Origin of the sequence: Sphingobacterium sp. R2, assembly GCF_040760075.1 — a bacterium.
Lineage (GTDB): Bacteria > Bacteroidota > Bacteroidia > Sphingobacteriales > Sphingobacteriaceae > Sphingobacterium.
In genome coordinates this window covers 1,063,718-1,079,635 of the sequence record NZ_CP142884.1, presented here as the reverse complement: position 1 = coordinate 1,079,635, position 15,918 = coordinate 1,063,718, and the positions used below count along the sequence as shown (strand labels likewise).

12 protein-coding genes are annotated in these 15,918 nt (G+C 38.8%); 10 read left to right on the top strand and 2 right to left on the bottom strand.

Translation table 11 applies throughout. The features are described from left to right. Position 1 precedes the first annotated feature (1 nt). The 5 genes from VXM68_RS04460 (at position 2) to VXM68_RS04440 (ending at position 4,448) form a co-directional block, all read left to right on the top strand. Positions 2 to 670 (top strand): AcvB/VirJ family lysyl-phosphatidylglycerol hydrolase, encoded by a 669-nt coding sequence (locus tag VXM68_RS04460; protein ID WP_293957286.1) that lies wholly within the window; start codon positions 2 to 4, stop codon positions 668 to 670. A gap of 172 nt (positions 671 to 842) precedes the next feature. Then, positions 843 to 1,883: an LLM class flavin-dependent oxidoreductase gene (locus tag VXM68_RS04455; RefSeq protein ID WP_367210573.1), complete on the top strand. Its 1,041-nt coding sequence runs from the start codon at positions 843 to 845 to the stop codon at positions 1,881 to 1,883. A 69-nt stretch (positions 1,884 to 1,952) separates the two neighbouring features. Beyond that, complete coding sequence (locus VXM68_RS04450; RefSeq protein WP_293957284.1) at positions 1,953 to 2,534, top strand: tRNA-(ms[2]io[6]A)-hydroxylase; 582 nt, start codon at positions 1,953 to 1,955, stop codon at positions 2,532 to 2,534. 106 nt (positions 2,535 to 2,640) lie between these two features. Then, positions 2,641 to 3,708 (top strand): 23S rRNA (adenine(2503)-C(2))-methyltransferase RlmN, encoded by a 1,068-nt coding sequence (gene rlmN, locus VXM68_RS04445; protein ID WP_293957358.1) that lies wholly within the window; start codon positions 2,641 to 2,643, stop codon positions 3,706 to 3,708. A 41-nt stretch (positions 3,709 to 3,749) separates the two neighbouring features. Then, positions 3,750 to 4,448, top strand: coding sequence for a ComF family protein (locus VXM68_RS04440; RefSeq protein WP_294186049.1), 699 nt, complete (start codon positions 3,750 to 3,752; stop codon positions 4,446 to 4,448). A 58-nt stretch (positions 4,449 to 4,506) separates the two neighbouring features. On the opposite strand, the gene VXM68_RS04435 is transcribed toward VXM68_RS04440, so the two are convergent. Next, on the bottom strand, positions 4,507 to 4,896 hold the full coding sequence (locus VXM68_RS04435) for a VanZ family protein (protein WP_294186045.1): 390 nt from the start codon (positions 4,894 to 4,896) through the stop codon (positions 4,507 to 4,509). Positions 4,897 to 5,043: 147 nt separating this feature from the next. Here VXM68_RS04435 and VXM68_RS04430 point away from each other — a divergent pair, with 147 nt between their 5' ends. The 3 genes from VXM68_RS04430 to VXM68_RS04420 all read left to right on the top strand — a co-directional run bounded on the left by VXM68_RS04430 (position 5,044) and on the right by VXM68_RS04420 (position 9,620). Beyond that, positions 5,044 to 5,415: a PadR family transcriptional regulator gene (locus tag VXM68_RS04430; RefSeq protein ID WP_046673104.1), complete on the top strand. Its 372-nt coding sequence runs from the start codon at positions 5,044 to 5,046 to the stop codon at positions 5,413 to 5,415. Continuing rightward, the gene (locus tag VXM68_RS04425; protein ID WP_294186043.1) at positions 5,408 to 7,078 is read left to right on the top strand and encodes a PspC domain-containing protein; all 1,671 of its coding nucleotides are present in this window, start codon (positions 5,408 to 5,410) and stop codon (positions 7,076 to 7,078) included. The genes VXM68_RS04430 and VXM68_RS04425 overlap by 8 nt, the downstream gene beginning before the upstream one ends. A gap of 133 nt (positions 7,079 to 7,211) precedes the next feature. Next, positions 7,212 to 9,620: an outer membrane beta-barrel family protein gene (locus VXM68_RS04420; RefSeq protein WP_294186040.1), complete on the top strand. Its 2,409-nt coding sequence runs from the start codon at positions 7,212 to 7,214 to the stop codon at positions 9,618 to 9,620. A gap of 83 nt (positions 9,621 to 9,703) precedes the next feature. Here the strand turns inward: VXM68_RS04420 and VXM68_RS04415 are convergent, their stop codons facing one another. Beyond that, positions 9,704 to 10,714, bottom strand: coding sequence for a LacI family DNA-binding transcriptional regulator (locus tag VXM68_RS04415; RefSeq protein WP_293957279.1), 1,011 nt, complete (start codon positions 10,712 to 10,714; stop codon positions 9,704 to 9,706). Positions 10,715 to 10,932: 218 nt separating this feature from the next. Here VXM68_RS04415 and VXM68_RS04410 point away from each other — a divergent pair, with 218 nt between their 5' ends. Further along, complete coding sequence (locus VXM68_RS04410; RefSeq protein WP_367210572.1) at positions 10,933 to 14,127, top strand: SusC/RagA family TonB-linked outer membrane protein; 3,195 nt, start codon at positions 10,933 to 10,935, stop codon at positions 14,125 to 14,127. Positions 14,128 to 14,131: 4 nt separating this feature from the next. After that, complete coding sequence (locus VXM68_RS04405; protein WP_367210571.1) at positions 14,132 to 15,913, top strand: RagB/SusD family nutrient uptake outer membrane protein; 1,782 nt, start codon at positions 14,132 to 14,134, stop codon at positions 15,911 to 15,913. The last annotated feature ends 5 nt before the right edge of the window (positions 15,914 to 15,918 follow it).

Genomic DNA, 15,918 nt, shown 5'->3' with positions numbered 1-15,918 from the left:
GATGAAAAAATTAGCCACTTTATTTATAATTGGAAGCATAGCGTTTCATGCTTTTGCTCAACAACGTTTGATTGACATGAAATATTGGAATAATAAAGCTGTACTACCTTTGGTTCTCTATCTGAGTGGAGATGGCGGGTTCAATTCGTTTTCAAATAAACTCTGTGAGCTGATTGCTGGAGCGGGATATACGGTGGCTGCTATCGATTCAAAAAGCTATTTCTGGAAGAAAAAAAGTCCAAATGAAATTGCTACGGATGTGTCAAGCACGCTTAAAAATTTGCTTGGAGGACGACATAATACCCGCCTTTTTGTGGTTGGTTATTCATTCGGTGCGGATGCAGTTCCTTTTATTATTAATCGCTTGGATCTTGCCGTTAAAAAAAACCTTAAAAGTGTAGTACTTTTGGAACCTTCGGGGTCGACTGATCTTGAGATCCATATTGCAGATATTTTGGGGCGGAGTAATGCAAAACGAAGTCTTGATGTCGTGTCGGAAATCAACAGAATGGATGGCGTGAAAACGAGTGTTATTCTTGGTGACGATGAAGCCGATTTTGCTGTAAAGAAGGTAACCCTTAGGAATTTTAGCAAAGTATACCTTTCTGGCGGACATCATTTTAGTGGAAATGCAGAACAGGTAGCGAAGAATACTGTCGCACTATTTTAATGGAGCAGCCTTAATATACGCAAGCTCCTTGCTACGGTGGTAGTACGCTACCAACGGTCTTTATAGTTTTAAGGAAGGTAAAAGCTTTGATGCTCTTCGTATTTCTTGTCCTACATCAATTTAATTAAATTATGAAGGGCTTAATTTTGATTTAGAATTTAAATAGACAATTATGGAATTAGGAATAGGAATGTTTGGTGACTCTCGGATAGATCCAGTTACGGGTCAGATCCAGGCAGCACAAGACCGAATGAAGGAAATTATTGAAGAAATCAAACTCATGGATCAAGTGGGCTTAGATTTCTTTGGAATAGGAGAACATCATCGCGCAGATTATGCAGTAGCGGCACCAGAGATAGTCTTGGCGGCGGCTTCTACCGTGACCAAGAATATTAAATTGGGTAGTGCAGTTTCGGTATTGAGTTCTGCTGATCCTGTCAAATTATTTCAGGATTTCGCTGCAGTTGATCTGTTGTCAGATGGAAGGGCCGAGCTAATGGCCGGGAGGGGATCTTTCATCGAATCCTTTCCCTTATTTGGTTATGATCTAAAAGATTATTCCGAGTTATTTGAAGAGAAGTTAGCGCTTTTGCTTAGCTTGAATAAGCAAAATCCAATCACATGGCGTGGAAATTTTAGAGCTCCTCTAATCAATCAAGAAGTTTTCCCACGGCCTAAGAACGGATCACTGCCAATTTGGGTTGCCGTCGGGGGCACAACTTCTTCTGTTATCCGTGCAGGAAAATTGGGTTTACCTGTCATGTTTGCTATCATTGGTGGTATGTATGAAAGTTTCGATCATTTATTTGACATGTATCGCCAAGCGTATGAGGATAATGGTCATGATATGGCTAATTTTCAAGTTGGAGTACACATGCATGCATTTTTTGGCGACAACAGCACTCAGGTAGCAGATTATTACTATCCGATTTATTCCGCACAGATGGATCGTATAGGGGCAAGTCGAGGCTGGCCTCCATATCAACGCACGCAATATGATTTCGGAAGGTCTTCCAGAGGCCACCTGATTGTTGGAGATGCTAATTATGCTGTAGATAAAATCTTGCAGATTCAGGAGAAATTTAAGCTGACACGTTTCTCTGCTCATATGGATGTAGGTGCCCCTGGACATAAAGAAATGTTGCGATCTATAGAGATTTATGGCGAGAAAATAGCACCAGAAATTAGGAGGGCATTACACAGAGATATTTAGCGATATTATCATTTTTTTAACGTTTAGATATTACATACCTTTGTGAAATAAATCATTTTAGAGAGTAAGATGCTTGGATTAAAGTTATTGACAGATCCGCGGTGGGCAAACATCGCAGAAGGTAATTTAGAGGAGATTTTGACAGATCATGCATGGTGTGAACAAAAAGCTGCTTCAAATGCAATATCCTTAATTACAAACAACTCAGAGCACGAGGATTTAGTACATGAATTGACCGCAATCGCTATCGAAGAAATGGAACATTTTAAGATGGTCATTGATATCATTAAAGAACGAGGATATACTTTAGGGCGTGAGCGAAAAGATGATTATGTAGGTCAGTTGATGAAATTCTCTAAAAAGGACGGGAGCCGTAACATGGCTTTTATAGACCGTTTATTATTTGCAGCGATGATTGAAGCTCGTAGTTGTGAACGTTTTAGAGTGCTGTCGCAAAATATTCAAGATAAAGAATTGGCAAAGTTTTATTACGATTTAATGGTTTCCGAAGCAAATCATTATACCACATTTTTAAATTTTGCACGTAAATATAGCGTAGATGTTGATGTAGAAAAGCGTTGGAAAGAGTGGCTGGATTTTGAAGGTAAGCTTATTCAGTCATATGGAAATAAAGAGGCCATTCATGGCTAATTGGATATCGCCCTACCTATTTTAAAACACATACATAACAGTTGTCCCGTTCTATTTCGTAGAACGGGATTTTTTGTCACTTAATTATTCTTATCTTTGTACCGTGATTGAAAAAAGTAAAAGAATAGATATCAGGAGTTTGTCTTTGGATCAGATCAAAGACCAACTTACAGCGTTGGGGGAGCAAGGTTTTCGTGCAAAACAGATCTATGAATGGATTTGGGTTAAATCTTGTGTAGATTTTGATCAGATGAGCAATCTAAGTAAATCCCTTCGCGAGAAGCTAAAAGAGCATTTTACAATCAATGCAGTTACAGTTAAAGAATCACAGATCAGTTCGGATAAAACCATTAAAAGTAGTTTTTGGCTCTATGATAATAATATCATTGAGGGCGTGTTAATCCCTGCTCCCGAGCGTATGACAGCCTGTGTCAGTTCACAAGTAGGCTGTAGTCTGACCTGTAAGTTCTGTGCAACAGGCTATATGGATCGAAAAAGGAACCTCAATGCCGATGAGATCTATGATCAGGTTGTTCTAATCAGCAAGCAAGCCGAAGAGAATTATGGTCAGCCTCTGACAAATATTGTCTATATGGGGATGGGAGAGCCCTTGTTGAATTATGCCAATATGATGAAATCGGTAGAACGTATTACGGCTCCAGATGGATTGAATATGGCTGCCAAGCGGATTACGGTGTCCACGGCCGGTATTGCAAAAATGATTAAGAAATTGGGTGATGATCAAGTGCGTTTCAACTTAGCGCTTTCTTTGCATGCCGCAAATGATAAAAAGCGAAATGAAATTATGCCGATTAACGAGCAGAATTCCCTAAAAGCGCTGGCTGAAGCCCTTAAATATTTCTATGCCAAAACAAAGAGCCCGATCACATTTGAATATATTGTCTTTAATAATTTCAATGATGAATTGGAAGATGCTAAAGAACTGGCCAAATTCTGTAAACATGTACCGTGTAAGGTCAATCTAATTGAATATAATCCTATTGCATTAGCAGACTTCCTAAATGCCGAGGCAGATAAAATCGAAATTTTTGCAAATTATCTTAAAAGTCAAGGAATCATCACGAATGTGAGACGTAGCCGTGGAAAGGATATTGATGCCGCTTGTGGGCAATTAGCTATCAAGGATAAGAAAGAAGAGGAATCTGAAGCATAATCTGGGGGATTATTTCTATCTTTAATAGGATAGTTAACCAGATGAAGTCCGAACTAAATAAGCTTTTTGGCGATTTTTTATCTATATTTTTTCCGAGAGAATGTGGATGTTGCGGTTGTGTGCTAAAATATCAGGAAAAGTTTATCTGCATAGCATGCGATTTTCATTTGCCCTATACGAACTATCACGAATATTCAGATAATGATACCGCAAGACAGCTCTGGGGAAAAGCACCGTTAGAAGAAGCATGCTCTTTTTTGTTCATGCAAAAGGATAGCCGTGTAGAGCGTCTAATCTATCAGATTAAATACAATAACCAACCTTTTCTTGCGGAATATTTTGGCTATCAATATGGCTTAAAATTAATCGAAGTAAAGGCATACCGAGATATCGATTTTGTGATTCCCGTGCCTTTACATCGTAGTAAACTACGAAAAAGAGGATATAATCAATCTACCTACTTTGGAAGGGGAATAGCCAGAGCGATGGAAATTCCATTGCGGGAGGATATTTTGGTTAGGAAGAAAGCAACCATCAGTCAAACGGGCAAGGGAAGGCTCGAGCGCTATGAAAACGTCAGCGATATCTTTGATTGTCAAACCACTGTTTTAATGGATAATGTGCACATACTACTGGTGGACGATGTGTTAACAACCGGCGCAACAGTTATTTCAGCAGCGTTAATGCTTTTCGAATCTTTTGACTGTCGGATTTCTGTTGCTACTTTGGCCAGGGCCTAGTTCATTCTCCAAGCCTAGCTTATTGGGGCAACCTATCGAAATAAACCCATCTACCGATCTATGACCTTCGGTTAACATAATTCAGAAGATAAGCAAATCCTGCCATGCCTATTCCGACAGTGTCAGCAAATAAATCCCACCAATCGCCACTGCGATATGTGAAAATGTAAAGCTGAAGTAATTCCGTTAGCCCTGCAAATAAGAATCCGAGTAAAGACACAATAAAGAATGGAACCCAACGTGTAGGTTTGCCGCTGAATTGTTGGATCACCCCATTATATAACAGCGTGCAGAAAACAAAGAACATACCGCAATGGACTAATTTATCCATACCTGGATAAGAAGGAACTGCGTCGAAATTGTTGCCCGGGAGTGTGCATAAAACGATAACTATGATGGCCCAAATAAAACACCATTTATAGTCTAGCAAGATTTTAATCATGGCCATAAATATCCAAAAATTTCCTGATAGAAATTAAATTATTATTTTTTTAAAAATTATTTTACTGTAAATCAGTCATTTGTATATTTTTATTGTTTTGGATGGTACTATGTATTGCATGGTACCATAAAATACATATATCTTTGTATTGTTATGATAGCTGAAAATACACAAATACAAATGAGGAAAGGGATACTTGAATATTGTATCCTATCCATAATTTCTCGAGGAGAAATTTATGCCTCTGATATTATCAGCGAACTGAAGAAAGCTCAATTATTAGTAGTAGAAGGTACCTTATATCCGCTTTTGACCCGTCTAAAAAACAACGGACTGTTAAGCTATATATGGAAAGAGTCAACTTCAGGTCCGCCTAGAAAATATTATGAAATCACACAAGAAGGATTGGAAGTCCTTTCTAGATTAGATGTTACCTGGAATGAGTTGGTGTTTGCTGTAAACACTTCATTGGTAGGTAGAAACAATGATTCAACTAAACCGGTTAAAGATAATAACGATGAATAAGACAATAATAATCAACATAAATAGTATCGTCTTTCATATCGAAGAGGATGCGTATGAGGTGCTTCGATCGTACATGATTGATATAAAGAAGCACTTTGGACAATCAGAAGATAGTCGCGAAATTTTAGAAGATATCGAGAATCGTATTGCTGAAATGTTTACCGAGAAGATTCAGGCAGGTAGCAAGGAAGTGCTTAATATGGATGACGTAAATGCAGTGATCGAGCAAATGGGAAGCGTTAGCGATTTTGAATCCGAAGATCAGGATGGTTATGCGTCTTTCCAGCAACAGTCGAATGCAGATGGGTTTAAAGTGGGAAAAAAATTGATGCGCGACCCTGATGATAAGGTTTTTAGTGGAGTATGTAGTGGACTTGGGCACTTTTTTGGCATTGAGGCTAAATGGGTACGTTTACTTTTTGCTTTATTTGTTGTGATCGGTGGATCAGGCGTATTGGTCTATGTCATACTATGGATTGTAATGCCGTTGGCTATCACACGTGCAGATAAAATGGAGATGCGTGGTGAGGCGCCAAATATTCATAATTTTAAACGTTCTTTCGACGAAGAAATGAGTGGAGTACGTGACTCATTTTCAAGGGGTATGGATCGTACAGGCGATAGTGTTGCTAAATTATTGCAGATTATTGTAAAAGTCATTGGCGTATTCTTTGTTATAATAGTTGGTTTGACCCTCATTGGTTTGATCATTGGACTTATTTTCTTTGCATTAGCTATTCTAAACATCATTCCGGACGTTATGGATAATTCTGGACCATTTTATTTAATGGATCCGAGCGATGTACCTTTTGCATTGATAGCAGGTTTCTTGGCCATTTTTATCCCGTTTGCTGGATTGTTCTATTTACTTCTCCGTGTTCTTTTCGAGAAAAAGCCAATGAGCAATTATTTGACTACAACGTTATTTTTGGTGTGGTTGGCTTCGATAGGTGCTATTATTTACTATTCTACATCCGTAGCAAAAGAATTCAAAGAGTCAAGTACAATTGTTGAAGAGAAGCCGCTGCAAAAGCAAGCTGTTTATTACTTAAATGAAAATGATATTCGGGTGATTCGTTTAAAGAACGGTGTAAAAAGCGGTCTGGGCATAAAAAGCGAAAACCTGTCTACCTATTTAAGACGTAATATTCGCATCCGCATCGAACGTATCGACTCCTTACAAGAACCTTACGTACGCTATGAATATTCGGCTAAAGGAAACTCCTATAAAGTTGCAACGGATAGAGCAAGTAACATTCATTATACGTTGAGGCAAGATAGTACATCTCTAGTATTTGACAATGCTTTTCAATTAAATGAAGGTGAACTCTATCGGGACCAAGAAGTCAATATAACATTGTTTCTTCCAGTCGGAACCAAACTGATCATTAACGATAAACTGGAAGATAAATTAAGGGATATTTCATTTTATGAATGTCGTGACCGGTACAGTGAGGATTTAAGTGAAGTAAAGGATGTCGAATTTATGGTTACTTCACTTGGGTTGAAATGTGCCCTGCCACCGAAAAAATCTGATGACAACGACGAAGCAGATGCAGAAGACAGTGAAGTAGCGGCAAATGATACGTCTATTGTCATCCGCCGTGATACCATTATTAAGGTGAAAAAAGATGGTGTCATAGTAGAAACAAAAAAGAAATAATCGATACCGTGTCTTCTGCCTGCGGGCGGAAGGCAAGGTAGCTTTAGCCAATCGAAAGTCAGTACGCAACCCCGTGTGATAAGCCTATTGAATACCACCAACGTAACTGCTTTTGCATCTATTTTATAAACGAATGAAAAGATTTTTTTACCTCTTACTCTTAAATTTATTGATTGCTTCCTTCGCCTGTGCGCAAGTTAAAGTCACAGGGAAAGTACAGCTGGAAAACAACGCGCCTTTGGCTTCTGCAACGGTTTACCTCATGAGCGCCAAGATGGACGTTATGTTGAAAACAGGGGTTACAGATGATAATGGAAAATACCAATTTTCAGATATAACACCTGGACGTTATTATGTCAACATCAAGATGGTCGGGTATATAAGCCATAAAAGTAATGTTTTTGATATTGGTAGGTCAGATTACAATGCTCCGATAATTCTGTTGAACACCGATACACGAAAACTGCAGGAAGTTGCTGTTGAAGGTAAGCGGCCGATGGTTGAAAGCAAGCCCGGTAAATTGGTCCTAAATGTGGATAATTCTCCCTTGGCAGCAGGTAATAATGCCCTAGATATTGTGCAACGAGCTCCAGGAGTAAGTTTGGATAACAACAATAATTTACAGTTGATGGGCCAATCTGGTGTGTCCGTTACTATCGATGGACGGCAGACCTATATGTCGGGTGAACAGTTGTTGAATTTTTTGAAAAGTACAGACGGCAATCAGATTAAGTCAGTCGAAGTCATAACCGCTCGCGCAGCTAAGGATGATGCTGAGGGGGCAGTAGGAACTATAAATATCGTTCTAAAAAAAAATCGGATGGAAGGGTTTAACGGCACCTTTAACATGACGGCAGGGAGGGGAGAAAAATTCAGAGGGAATAGCTCTTTGTTGTTAAACTACAAAAAGAACAATACAACCCTATTCGGATCGTATGCCTATTCCGATGAAAAAAGCTACCGGAAGCTTCTGCTCGACCGTATCATACAGAATGAAGGAATAAAGACTTATTTCAATCAACGGTCGCTATTAAACGAAAAGGAAAGAAACCATTCTTATCGTTTTGGGATAGAGCAAAAGACATCAGCTAGAAACACAGTCACGGTACAGTTTAATGGATCAAATAATGTCGAATACAATGATAACGATAGTAAAACCAATGTGGGAAAATCTTTTACAACATTGGATTCCCTTTTGATTTCCACGTCTGCATTCAAAGAATTATTTGATCGTTACTCTGCTAATTTGAACAACGAGTTTCGAATTGATTCTAATGGACGAAAACTCACGCTCGACCTGGATTGGAGTAAATTCAATAGCAGTAAACGTGTTAGTTACAATAATCAATATTTTGATGGTCAGATGGACGCAATTACGCCTGAAGAGATCCAACGAAGTAGAATGCCCATCGGAATTGATATTTATGTCGCCAAACTGGATTATGAACAACCACTATCTAAGGTCTCCAAGATTGAAATGGGAGCTAAATACTCCAATGTTATGTCGGATAACGATTTAACTTTTGAAGATTTTTTGAATAATTCTTGGATTAACAATGAAAAGCGTACAAATCATTTTGTGTATAAAGAGCAGATTGCCGCGGCATACATAGACTATAACAATACGATTGGAAAATGGGGAATGAAGGTAGGAGTGAGAGGGGAATATACGTTTTCCGACGGAAATTCATTAACATTAAATAAGCAGGTGAAACGGAATTACTTTAAGCTTTTTCCGAATGCAAACCTAACGTATACCCTCCATGCAAACCACATTTTTTCCTTGGGTTATGCGAGGAAAATCACCCGCCCGAATTACCGTCAGCTCAATCCTTTTGATTATTTCATTGATAAATTAACCTTTGAGCGTGGTAATCCGTATCTAAATCCGCAATATTCCAATGAATTTACCTTCAATTATACGTTGATGCAGCGTTATAATGTGACATTGGGTATTAACGATGTAAGGGACGCTATTGTAGAAAGCATGGGACAAGATTCGGTACTGAAACAAACTTGGGTTATACGTGAAAATTTAGGTAAAAATTTAACGGCTTATCTGAATCTCAACATTCCGGTTACAGTATCCACTATTTGGAGCATGAATAACAATGTTACAGGTATCTATTTTAACTTTGATGGTATGGTGGGCGGTCGTCCACTAAAAAGAAAATCTTTTCTTTTGCAAGCTACATCCATGCACAATCTTAAGCTAACAAAAAGTCTGTCGGCGAATGTCAACTTAAGGTATTTCTCTCCTTTCAAATATAATGTCTACGACATGGAGAGCCGTTGGGATATGGAAGTTGGAGCGACAAAAACATTTAAAGATCAACGAAGTTCATTAAAGTTCGCTGTGACCGATGTGTTTAATACAGGCAATCAGAATCTGAAAACTAATTTTGGAGATTTTGACTCCAGTATTAGGCAATACCAAGACCGGCGTGTGCTGCGACTGACCTATTCCTATAAATTTGGAAATTTAAAAAATAACTACCGTAAGAAAGATACAAGTAACGAAGAGAAGGAAAGGGCGCAATAGGACAACAATGTCTTATTATCCAACCGTAAGAATATCATTTCTTACGGTTTTTTTGTTTGATGTAAGTTCAGCGCCCCATTGATTTAATCGTTGTTGATCAATTCAGTAGGTAATACACGTGTTTCAAATTCAGCGATTGGATATTTGGTTTCTATCAACTTAATAAGCAATTCTGTCGCGATTTTCCCCATTTCGAAAGCAGGCTGTCTAATTGCTGTTACTTTGGAAGAAAATAAGTCGACAACATTTGAGTTTGTAAATCCAGCAATAGCGATATCTTGTTGTATTGCTAAAGGCCTTTTTTTTATTACATGAAGATATCCTGTGGTTAATTTGTCGCCCGAAATGAAAATAGCATCAAAACCAATGCGGATAAGTTCCTCAACAGCTTTCTCAATTTCTTCTGCGTGTAGTCCGCCATGTTGGCAATACTTGACCAAATTTGGATCGAAATCCATATGATTCGCCATTAGCGCCTTTTTATAGCCAATTAATCGATCCTTCGTTATAGATAATGATTTGGAGTTTGTCAGGTGTGCAATTTTTTTCTTTCCAAGTTTTATAAGGTGTTGCGTCGCATCATAGGCTCCTTGTTGATTGTTTACAACGACTTTGTAAGTGTCAAACTGCTGCGGCACGCGATCAAAAAAGACAATTGGAAATCCCCGCTCCTTCAGCTGCTGCAAATAGGATATATCTTCGGTTTCCGAAGATAATGCAATCAATAGTCCGTCAATGGATCTGGAAGTTAAATATTCAACATTTAGTCGTTCACGTACAGACGATTCATGCGTTTGTGATATTATAATTTGAAAGTTCTTGTCATAAGCAACAGATTCTACACCGTTGATGACCTGTGAGAAAAAATTATTGGCTATTTCGCTAACAATAACACCGATTGAATGACTACGACGCTCTTTCAAACTTCTAGCAATCGGGTTGGCACGATAGTTTATTTTTTCGGCATATTCCAATACAATCTTTTTTGTTTCGGGGCTTATTTCATAACTATCTCTTAGGGCTCTCGAGATCGTGGAAGTGGATAAATTAAGCGCCTTAGCGATATCTTTAATTGTATAGTTTTCGAATCTCATAATCGGCAAAATAAACTATAATATTAGTCAAAAAAAATTACAAAACCTAATTTATCAGGATATGCAAACGTTGCCGGCAACGTTTGCATAACTTTTTAATGATACTTGCATGAACAAGTGAAATATACTTTGTAAACTTGATTGTATGATAACCAATTAAATTTTGATGCAGTTCCTGCAACAGCAATTTAATCATTAAAATTTTAAACCCTAAAAATATGAGTAAAGCCTTAGTAATCTCTACTGCTATCTGTGCTTCGTTATTCACATTGAATGCACACGCTCAAACCCGAAAAGTCCAAGGAACAGTCGTTGGTACGGATCAAAAAGCATTGGTGGGTGTTAGTGTGACCGTGCCTGGGACAAAAGTTGTTGCTGTGACCGACCAGCGAGGGAAGTTCAGTATCGAGATACCTGGTAACAATCACGAACTTCAATTTACCTATGTCGGATTTCAGACTAAAAAAGTTGCAATTCCTACGAATCAGAACATGCTAAGTATTGTTCTAGAAGAAAAGTCTAATACGCTCGAGGAAGTAACCGTTAATATCGGATATGGAACCGTTAAGAAAAAAGATCTGACAGGGGCTGTAACTTCCGTAGGTGCAGAAACTATCTCCAAAGCTCCAGTATCTTCTGCTCTTGAAGCGATTGCAGGGAGAATGGCAGGTATACAAATTTCTTCAACAGAAGGCTCCCCTGATGCCGAGATGAAGGTTCGTGTGCGTGGCGGTGGCTCCGTTACGGGAGATAACGCACCTTTATATATCGTGGATGGATTTCCCATGTCTTCGATATCAGATATCGCACCTGCTGATATTGAATCGATTGATGTATTAAAAGATGCATCTTCTGCAGCTATATACGGCTCCCGAGGTGCAAATGGGGTTGTCATCGTAACTACTAAAAGTGCCAAATCTGGGAAAACATCAATTAGTTATAGTGCGTTTGGGGGAATTCGAAATTTGGCAAAAAAGCTTGATATATTGTCTCCATACGATTATGTAACATGGCAATACGAGCAGGCCTTATTGGAAAATAATCTGGATACCTATGTCAAATACTTCGGTAACTTTCAGGATATAGATCTCTATAAAGACGTAAAACCAAACGATTGGCAGGAACTTGTATTCGGAAGGACAGGAAATACTTTCAATCAGAATTTCAACCTCTCCGGAGGGACTGATAAAACGAAATATTCTATTTCACATTCGTTTGTAAAAGATAAGGCAATTATGGAAATGTCAGGCTTTCGGAGACAAAATATTAATTTTAAACTCAACCATAAACCATCAAAAAGCACTTCAATAGATCTAGGAGCACGATTTTCTGACGTTCGCATTTCAGGTGGAGGCATGAATGAACAGAATGAAGCCTCATCAGCAGACTCCCGATTAAAATTCGCAATGATTTATCCTCCCTTTCCGGTGGGAGGTTTGACAAATAGTGACGAAACCGATGATGAATTTAATTTATATAATCCACTAGAATCCTTGGTCGATAATGATCAGTTGCAGCGAAGACGAACATATAACCTAAATGCTGCATTTAGCTGGGATATTGTTAAAAACTTGCGGTTTAGGACAGAATTTGGCTTTGATGATTACCGCAATTATAACGATCGATTCTACGGAACAACCACTTATTATGTACGGAATGTTCCCGCTGCGTTAGAACAAAACAAGCCTGCTCTTATCTCATTGAATACTTCTACCCAAGGAATACGTTCAACAAATACACTGAACTATAACTTTCAAGATTTTCTCCCTAAAGGACATAGTTTAAGTGTGTTGGTTGGTCAGGAATATCTGTTTACACAAAAAACATTAAATACGAATACAACACACGGTTTTCCGAAAAGCTTTAAATTGGATGATACCCGCAGATTAACACCACAAGGCGCCTCCAGTACGATAAACAATTATATGTTTGCTGACGAAAAATTACTGTCATTTTTTGGCCGGGTAAATTATGATCTAGATTCGAAGTATTTATTTAATGCAACTTTTCGGGCAGATGGTTCGTCGAAGTTTTCTGCAAATAATTATTGGGGATATTTCCCATCCATGGCAGCAGCTTGGCGGATTTCATCAGAACCATTTATGAACAATACGCAATCTTGGCTGGATGACCTGAAGCTAAGGGCAAGTTTGGGTACATCCGGAAATAATAATATTCCATTAGAGCAGATCTATCCCATATTCTCGGTTAAGAATACAGAATGGGTTAACGGGTATAAAAATTATTGGGCTACGTCAAAAACAATGTCTAATCCAGATTTAAAATGGGAAACGACCATTTCAAGGAATATAGGGCTGGACTTTACCCTGTTCAAGAAGAAGCTATCGGGAACGATTGATGTCTATAAAAACAAAACGAAAGATCTTTTGATCCTTTTCCCAATTGCCGGATCAGGCTATGATGATCAATACCGCAACTTGGGAGAGACCCAAAATAAAGGTATTGAGCTTACGCTAAACTGGTCCGCAATAAATAAGAAAAACTTTGATCTTAATTTTAGCGGTAATATTAGTTTCAATCAAACGAAAGTTAATTCTTTGGGGACCTTGACTTCGATTCCAATGGCTTCGGGCTGGGCTTCAACAGAAATTGGAACGGATTACATTGTGGAGACTGGTGGACGAGTTGGAAAAATGTATGGTTACATGAGTGATGGGCGCTATGAAGTTTCAGATTTTACAGGCTATGACGCAGCATCAAAAAAATGGATTTTGAGGGATGGCGTCGCAGATGCCTCTGCTGTCGTTGGAACCATAAGACCGGGGACAATGAAATTGAAAAATTTAGCCGGTGAAGATAACAAGATAAATGCGAGCGATCAAACCATTATTGGCGATGCAAACCCTTTGCATACAGGAGGCTTCTCAATCAATACGCGTGTCTATAACTTTGATATGACGGCATTATTTAACTGGAGCTATGGAAATGATATTTACAATGCAAATAAGATTGAATACACATCCACAAGCAAGTATAATAACCGAAACATGCTTACTGTGATGGAAGAAGGACAACGCTGGACCAATTTGCTGCCCGATGGAACAATCAGTAACGATCCTAACCAATTGGACGATATGAATAAAAATACAAGTCTTTGGTCTCCCCTTACCAATAAATTTATATTCAGCGACTGGGCTGTGGAGGATGGTTCATTTTTGCGCTTAGGAACTGTTACAATTGGTTATACACTCCCTAAGGCATTTACAGAAAAGTTAAAAATCCGGAACTTCAGAGTATATGTGTCTGGATATAATCTTGCCGTTTGGACAAATTATAGTGGTTTTGATCCTGAAGTCTCTACACGAAGGAGAACAAACCTTACTCCGGGAGTGGATTATTCAGCTTATCCAAAAAGCAGAACTTTCGTAGCAGGTCTTAATTTAAACTTCTAGTCTTATGAAAAAAACACTTTTGCATATAACAATAGCTTTAATTTTTGCAGGATCTATATCTTCTTGTAATAAAATATTGGAAGCACCGTCTAAATCTGCATTGGATGAATCCGTTATATTTTCTAATCAAGATCTTGCGGAGGGGGCAGTTGCAGGAATTATTCAATCTTTTGGTGAAACAAACTCCTACCGGGGGAGGTACCTCGTATTTTATGGCGTCAATACAGACACAGAAGTCAATAATAGCTTGAAGAATACTGGCGATGAAAAGTCACGATTGTCAAACTATAACACAAACGTGAATAACACCCAGATGAATACAGATAATAATGCCTGGGCGAAGTTCTATGAAGGAATAGAACGAGCGAACTTGGCGATTAGAGGGTTACGTAAGTATGGCGAAATAGAACAACGTCCAGAAATGGCCTACATTCTAGGGGAGATACTAACTTTAAGAGCTGTTGTGTACAATGATCTCATCAAGGCTTGGGGAGATGTACCAGCCCGTTTTGAACCGCTTAGTACAGCAACCATCTATATCGAACGTAGTGACCGTGACGTAATTTACAAGCAATTACTAGCCGATTTAGAGGAAGCACAAAAATATTTGCCTTGGCCAAATCAAAGTGCTAAAACGGCCAATGTTGAACATGTCAACAAAGCGTTCGCTAAGGGGCTGCGTGCTCGTTTGGCTTTGGCCGCCGGAGGTTATTCGCAACGTGCAGATGGAATTCGAAAAAGTAATGATCCAGAACTGGATTCAAAAAAGATGTATGCGATAGCAAAACAAGAATGCTTGGATATTATTACTAGTGGCACTGCAAAACTTCTGGGATTTGAAGAAGTTTTTAAAACATTATGTCAAGAAAAAGGTCAGGCCGGATTAGAATCGTTATGGGAAATTCCGTTTAGTGAAGGCCGTGGCCGCGTGATATTTGACCTTGGCGTTAAGCATACCACAACAGATAAGTATACCGGACAAAATAAAGGTGGGACAAATGGACCTAATCCAATCATGTTCTATGAGTATGAGAAAGAAGATGTGCGCCGGGATGTGAGTTGCGTTCCCTATGAATGGACGAGCGGGGTACAGGTGCCAACAAATCTGGGGAAATGGTATTTTGGAAAGTACCGCTATGAGTGGATGTCCAGATTTGTTACTTCTACAAATGATGATGGATTAAATTGGATGTATATGCGGTATGCGGATGTACTTCTTATGGCTGCAGAATCTATTAATGAATTGGATGGTCCGAGTGCTGCAGCCCCTTACTTTAAAATGATCCGTGATCGAGCATATCCAAACAATCCAGAGAAAGTTACAGCTTACATGCAGGAAATTACAGCAGATAAGGATGTTTTCTTTAATGCAATTGTCCATGAACGTGCACTGGAATTTACGGGAGAAATGTTGCGTAAAGGGGATTTGATTCGATGGAATCTGCTGGGGGACAAATTGGCTGAAGCTAAACAAAAACTACAGCAGCTGGAAAATAGGCAGGGTAAATATGCGACATTGCCAGCCAATATTTACTACAAGACAGCCGCTGATGGTGAAAAAGTGGAAATATATGGCTTAAACTATGGCGATACAGATGCAGCGGGTGCCGCAGCAGGATACCCTTCATCGAAAAAATGGACAATGGTTGCAAGTAGCGACCTAGCAACCTTTTGGGATGCTTTGTATCTACGTGATCCCAATACACAGCAATTCTGGCCTATTTGGCAATATTTTCTGGATAACAGCAACGGTAAGTTGACAAATAATGGTTTTAGTTTTCAATAGAAAGA

Bases quoted from the DNA above. Each gene is read 5' to 3' on its own strand.
- VXM68_RS04405 (WP_367210571.1), top strand. From the start codon at position 14,132: ATGAAAAAAACACTTTTGCATATAACAATAGCTTTAATTTTTGCAGGA.
- VXM68_RS04440 (WP_294186049.1), top strand. From the start codon at position 3,750: ATGAAGTCCGAACTAAATAAGCTTTTTGGCGATTTTTTATCTATATTT.
- VXM68_RS04435 (WP_294186045.1), bottom strand. From the start codon at position 4,896: ATGGCCATGATTAAAATCTTGCTAGACTATAAATGGTGTTTTATTTGG.
- VXM68_RS04425 (WP_294186043.1), top strand. From the start codon at position 5,408: ATGAATAAGACAATAATAATCAACATAAATAGTATCGTCTTTCATATC.
- VXM68_RS04460 (WP_293957286.1), top strand. From the start codon at position 2: ATGAAAAAATTAGCCACTTTATTTATAATTGGAAGCATAGCGTTTCAT.
- VXM68_RS04420 (WP_294186040.1), top strand. From the start codon at position 7,212: ATGAAAAGATTTTTTTACCTCTTACTCTTAAATTTATTGATTGCTTCC.
- VXM68_RS04430 (WP_046673104.1), top strand. From the start codon at position 5,044: ATGATAGCTGAAAATACACAAATACAAATGAGGAAAGGGATACTTGAA.
- VXM68_RS04450 (WP_293957284.1), top strand. From the start codon at position 1,953: ATGCTTGGATTAAAGTTATTGACAGATCCGCGGTGGGCAAACATCGCA.
- VXM68_RS04455 (WP_367210573.1), top strand. From the start codon at position 843: ATGGAATTAGGAATAGGAATGTTTGGTGACTCTCGGATAGATCCAGTT.
- VXM68_RS04410 (WP_367210572.1), top strand. From the start codon at position 10,933: ATGAGTAAAGCCTTAGTAATCTCTACTGCTATCTGTGCTTCGTTATTC.
- VXM68_RS04415 (WP_293957279.1), bottom strand. From the start codon at position 10,714: ATGAGATTCGAAAACTATACAATTAAAGATATCGCTAAGGCGCTTAAT.